This is a genomic window from Geodermatophilus sp. SYSU D01186 (genome assembly GCF_054050215.1).
Window position 1 is genome coordinate 1 of sequence record NZ_JBJGYW010000073.1, and the last position, 4,691, is coordinate 4,691.

The following is a 4,691-nucleotide window of genomic DNA, read 5'->3' on the forward strand; positions in this document are numbered from 1 at the left end:
TGAGATCTCGTGGGCCCCCCCGCGGGGCCCCCCCCCCCCGGCCTCCCCCCGGGGGGGGGGGGCCCCCGGGGGCGCGGCCCCCCCCCCCCCGCCACCCCTCACCAGACCGCCCGTGCCGTGAGGGACGGCGCGGATCCCGCTGACCAGAAGCGGCGGCATCGCCCCCATGGGCCAGCGCTGGGAGCGCACCCTGGCCGAGGTCGAGGCCGAGGCTCCCCGCGCAGCCGCCGAGGCCCGCGGCACCGACCCGGTCGCCGCCGTGCGCGCCGAGACCCAGTCCTACGCCGACAGCAACGGCCGGGACACCCGCACGATCGCCGCTCCGGCCCAGACCCACCCCGACGGCGGAGCCACCGGCTCCGCCAGCAGTGAGCCCCCGCCCGGCCCGGCGGACGTCCGACCACGGCGCCCGCCGAGCCGGGTTCCCTCATTCCAGGAGTTCCCGTGACCGAACGCACCTCGCCTGACCCGACGGTGTCCACCCAAGGGGCGCACAGCACCCGAGGGGCCGCCCGCGACGCCGTCGACGCCCAGCACGCCCGCTACGGCGGCATCAAGTGGGGCGCGGCCTTCTTCGGCTGGCTCTCGGCCAACGGGCTGGCCGTGCTGCTGCTCGCCATCCTCTCCGCGGCCGGCGTCGCCTTCGGCCTGACCCAGGTCTCCTCCGCCGACCAGGCCACGCAGGAGGCCACCGCTCAGGCCGAGACGATCGGCATCACCGGCGGCATCGCGTTGCTGGTCGTGCTCTTCCTCGCCTACCTGGCCGGCGGCTACGTCGCCGGCCGGATGGCCCGCTTCGACGGCCTCAAGCAGGGCCTCGCGGTGTGGATCATCGGCTTGCTCGTCGTCGTCCTGCTCGCCGTCGCGGGCGCCTTCCTGGGCGCGCAGTACAACGTCCTCTCGCAGCTGAACCTGCCGAGCCTCCCGATCAGCAGCGGCACGGCCACCACGGCCGGCATCATCGCCGGCATCGCCGCCCTGGTGATCACCCTGGTCGGCGCCGTCCTCGGCGGCAAGCTGGGCGAGCGCTACCACCGCAAGGTCGACCGCGCCGGCTACGACGCCTGACCAATGGCAGCCGGTGCGCCTGTCGGACCCGCCGAACGCGGGACCGGCAGGCGGCCCGGTGCACATGGCCGGAGTGGCGAGCGTGATGAGCCGAGCCCTCAGACGCAGAGGAACGTCAACCCCCAGTCCCGGTTGGGGAGCTGCCACTCGCAAGCCCGCGCCTACTGCGGACCCGCACACGGGAAGCAGTGGGCGGTGATGGATGCGGAACCGCCCGCCCAGCTGGAACTCTCAGGCGGCGCCTCCTCGGCGCTGTACCGACTGGTTCGCCGGCCGGGCTCAGGCCGACCGGCGCGTGATCAGCTCGGCAACTACGTCTACGTGCCCACGATGGGTGCCGGCGGCGAGCCATCGAAGTGACCCGGCCTCGGCGGACCGGCGAGCAAGTGGCCGACCCACATGGAGCTCGCCGGCGTTCTGCCTGATCGTGGTCGAGCAGCCACCGGCGCTCGAACCCGGCCCGGGCCTGTTCGTCCTTCAGCCACGCGTCGGCTCGCCGAAGGAGGTGCCCATGGTCACGCGACAGTGTGCCCGTCGGCCATCCGGCGACAGCGCCACGCCCGAGGCCACCACCCGACCGCAACAGCCACGCCGGAAGAACCGACCGGCCGTTGCGTGCCGCCGAGGCGACGGCGCAACGCTCTACGGAGACGATGTATGACGCGTAGCTAGATTGGGCACGATCGAGCCGTGAAGACTCTGGTCGCTGCCGTCCTCGGCGGTTTCCTGACCCTCTCCGGCATCGCGCTACTCGTGCTGCCTGGTCCCGGCTTCGTGCTGATCGCCGCTGGCCTGGCGGTACTGGCCACGCGCTTCTCCTGGGCGAAGAAGCCACTGGACTACGCCATGGAGAAGGCACAGGAGGGCGTCGAGGAGGTCGCCAAGAGCCCCTGGCGGGCCGCCGGGGCTGCGCTGGCTGCCCTTGTCCTGATCGCGCTCGGCGTGCTTGCTCTAGTGGGGGTGGACTTGCCGCTCATGAATGCGTTCACCGCCATTGTGCTCATCCTCTCCGGGCTCTTCCTGGTCGGCACGGTCGTCTTCGCGCGCCGCCAGGAGAAGCTGCTGCAGGCCCGGATGCACCGCCCTGCGGGCCTTCGCGGCACGGCCGGGGCTTTCCGAGCGGCGCCGCGGACCGACTGAGCAGCGCGGGCCGGCCCGGGCGGAACGTCAGCGGCCGAACCGCCGTCCGCACACGCCTGCCCGACCTTCGACAACAGCCTTCCACGGCGGCGCCGCCGACTTGAGCGCTCCGCCTTCCGGCGCTCCCCGCACTACTGCCCTCCTGCTCTTGAGCACACGACTGTCGAACAGCCCGCCAGTCAGCGAGTGGAGCCGGCACGTCGAGCAGCTCGCCGGCAGCGGCGTCCGGAGGGAGGCAGAGCTGCTGCAGCCAATGCGGTGCAGCACGGGCCGCCAGCGACAGGACTCGTCCGACCGCGACGATGAACGGGCTCGGGAAGGGACGCTGCCACCGTCCAGCTACCGCATCGCGGCATGTGCTGGTGTGCCCCGCCCTCCCCCGACTGCGCCGCGCCCTGATGTCATTCGAGGTCGACCCTGGATGTCCCCGCAAGGAGGGCTTCGTCGTCCCGCACCCGCTGGACGGGTCTGCCCCCGGGCCGGTTGCCTACTGTCCTTCCTGTGCAACAACAATCCGGAGAACGCAGCCGACTCCAGGTGATCGCGGCCCAGTTGGACGCGGTCATCGACAGCGCGCCGTTCGGCATCGGATTGTTCGACGAAGCCATCCGGCACGTACGGGTCAATCCGGTGCTCGCGGAGATGAACGGGTTGCCGGCCGCCGAGCTGCTGGGCCGGACGCCCGCCGAGCTGCATCCGGGGGTGGGTGCCGAAGCTGAGGTGATGTACCGCGAGGTCATGAGCTCGGGGCGTCCGCGGCGGGACGTTCTCCTGACCGGCGCGGTGGGCAACCGGCCAGCAGACATCCGCCACTGGAACGCGAGCTTCTTCCCCGTCCGGCACGACGGTGAGGTCATCGGACTGTGCGTCGTGGTGGCCGACGTCACCACCGAGCGGCAACTCGCTGATGCGCTGGCCGCCTCCGAGGAACGCCACCGCCTGCTCGCCGAGGACCTGCAACGCAGTCTCTTGCCCCCTGCTCTGCCGCAGCCCGCCGGGGTGGAACTCGGCGCCGTGTACCGGCCCGGCGGGGCGGCGTCCACCGTCGGCGGTGACTTCTACGACCTCATCGAGGTCGACGACTCTTCCTGGCTGCTGGTCATCGGTGACGTCGAAGGCACCGGGGCGGTGGCCGCTTCCCTCACAGCCGCCGTCCGCTACGCGATCCGGACCGCCGCCGTGCGCACGTCCGATCCCGCGGACGTGCTGGACACCGCCAACGCCGTCCTGCTGCGGCAAGGAATGCCGAACGGCACCTGCACCGTCGCCTGCGTCCTGGCTCGACGGTCCGGCGCCCGAATCGACCTGCGCTCGGCATCCGCCGGCCACCCCCTGCCCCTGATCCTCCGCGGCGGCACCGGCGCCGTGGAGGAGTTGGGCGTCCCCGGGACGCTGCTGGGGAGCCTGCCCACAATCGGCGTTCCGGTGGCGGAGGCGACCCTGGCGCCCGGCGACGTGCTGGTCTTCTACACCGACGGGGTCACCGAAGCGCGGTACCGGGCCAGCGATGGCAGCCTCGAACTGTTCGGCGAGGAACGACTGCGGTCGCTGCTCGTTTCGGCGCGGGGAGCCGACGCCGCCGCCATCGCCGAGCGCGTGGAGACGTCGGTCCTGCAGTTCCGGTCAAGTCATCTGGCTGATGATCTCGCCGTCCTCGCGCTACGCGTCACCGGCGACAGCTGAGCTCTCGCAGCCGGCAGCGGCCGGAACGTCAGTGGACCCCGACGGGCGATGACAGACCGGGAGGCACGGCCGGCGCCGCGCGGGCGTGCGGCACCGCTCGCCGGTCGGGCAGAGTCCCTCGCCGCAATCCCCACGGCTTCGCTGACGCACGTGCTCGTCCCGGGTCACACACAGGACAGCCACCAGGTGGCGCGCAGGGGTCCGAGGTCGCATGTCCGGTGGCGGCGAGTTTGCAGGCGTCATGCGCGACAGGACTCGTGTCCCCGAGGCCGCCGCCGAATGCACCCCTGCCTCGTCCAACCAAGCGCGAAAGAGGCATCGGTCTAACGCCCCCTCGGAGTGAGCACCGTCCCACGTCATGCGGCCCTCGCTGGCGAGGCTGCCGACCGGATGGGCGCCCTGCTGCTGACAGGTGAGGGCAGGCAAAGTGCAACCACAACGGCAACCAGAAACGAGATCGGACCAGGGCCTTCTGATGAAAGCCCTGGTCCGAGGGTGGAGCTGAGGGGACTCGAACCCCTGACCCCCACACTGCCAGTGTGGTGCGCTACCAGCTGCGCCACAGCCCCTTGCCGACCCGGTCTGGTGTGTCCGAGCCGGGAGCAACTGTACAGGGCCCTGACGGGGTGCCGGCGCAGGGGGGTCGGTGCGGCGGGGCGCCGCCGGGAGGAGTGGACGCTCCTATGCCGCGTCAAGGGCTGAGGGTGGGGTTTCGAGGCGTCGGTAGAGCTCGCGGGCGATGTAGCGCTTGAGGCAGCGTGTGATCTCGCGGTCGGTCCTGCCCTCGGCGCGGCGGCGGT

At 72.0% G+C, this 4,691-nt stretch carries 4 protein-coding genes and 1 tRNA gene; 4 read left to right on the forward strand and 1 reads right to left on the reverse strand.

The genetic code is table 11. The features are described from left to right. Positions 1-166: 166 nt before the first annotated feature. The 4 genes from ACI784_RS25185 to ACI784_RS25200 all read left to right on the forward strand — a co-directional run bounded on the left by ACI784_RS25185 (position 167) and on the right by ACI784_RS25200 (position 3,891). The gene (locus tag ACI784_RS25185) at positions 167-448 is read left to right on the forward strand and encodes a hypothetical protein (RefSeq protein WP_457015329.1); all 282 of its coding nucleotides are present in this window, start codon (positions 167-169) and stop codon (positions 446-448) included. Continuing rightward, on the forward strand, positions 445-1,068 hold the full coding sequence (locus ACI784_RS25190; protein WP_457015330.1) for a hypothetical protein: 624 nt from the start codon (positions 445-447) through the stop codon (positions 1,066-1,068). The genes ACI784_RS25185 and ACI784_RS25190 overlap by 4 nt, the downstream gene beginning before the upstream one ends. Positions 1,069-1,758: 690 nt before the next feature. Beyond that, positions 1,759-2,208, forward strand: a complete 450-nt coding sequence (locus ACI784_RS25195) for a PGPGW domain-containing protein (protein ID WP_457015331.1) — start codon at positions 1,759-1,761, stop codon at positions 2,206-2,208. A 501-nt stretch (positions 2,209-2,709) separates the two neighbouring features. After that, positions 2,710-3,891, forward strand: coding sequence for a PP2C family protein-serine/threonine phosphatase (locus ACI784_RS25200; RefSeq protein ID WP_457015332.1), 1,182 nt, complete (start codon positions 2,710-2,712; stop codon positions 3,889-3,891). A gap of 496 nt (positions 3,892-4,387) precedes the next feature. On the opposite strand, the gene ACI784_RS25205 is transcribed toward ACI784_RS25200, so the two are convergent. Then, positions 4,388-4,460, reverse strand: a tRNA-Ala gene (locus ACI784_RS25205). Positions 4,461-4,691 lie beyond the last annotated feature (231 nt).

Excerpts from the sequence above, each read along its gene's own strand:
- ACI784_RS25185 (WP_457015329.1), top strand. The coding sequence starts at position 167 with ATGGGCCAGCGCTGGGAGCGCACCCTGGCCGAGGTCGAGGCCGAGGCT.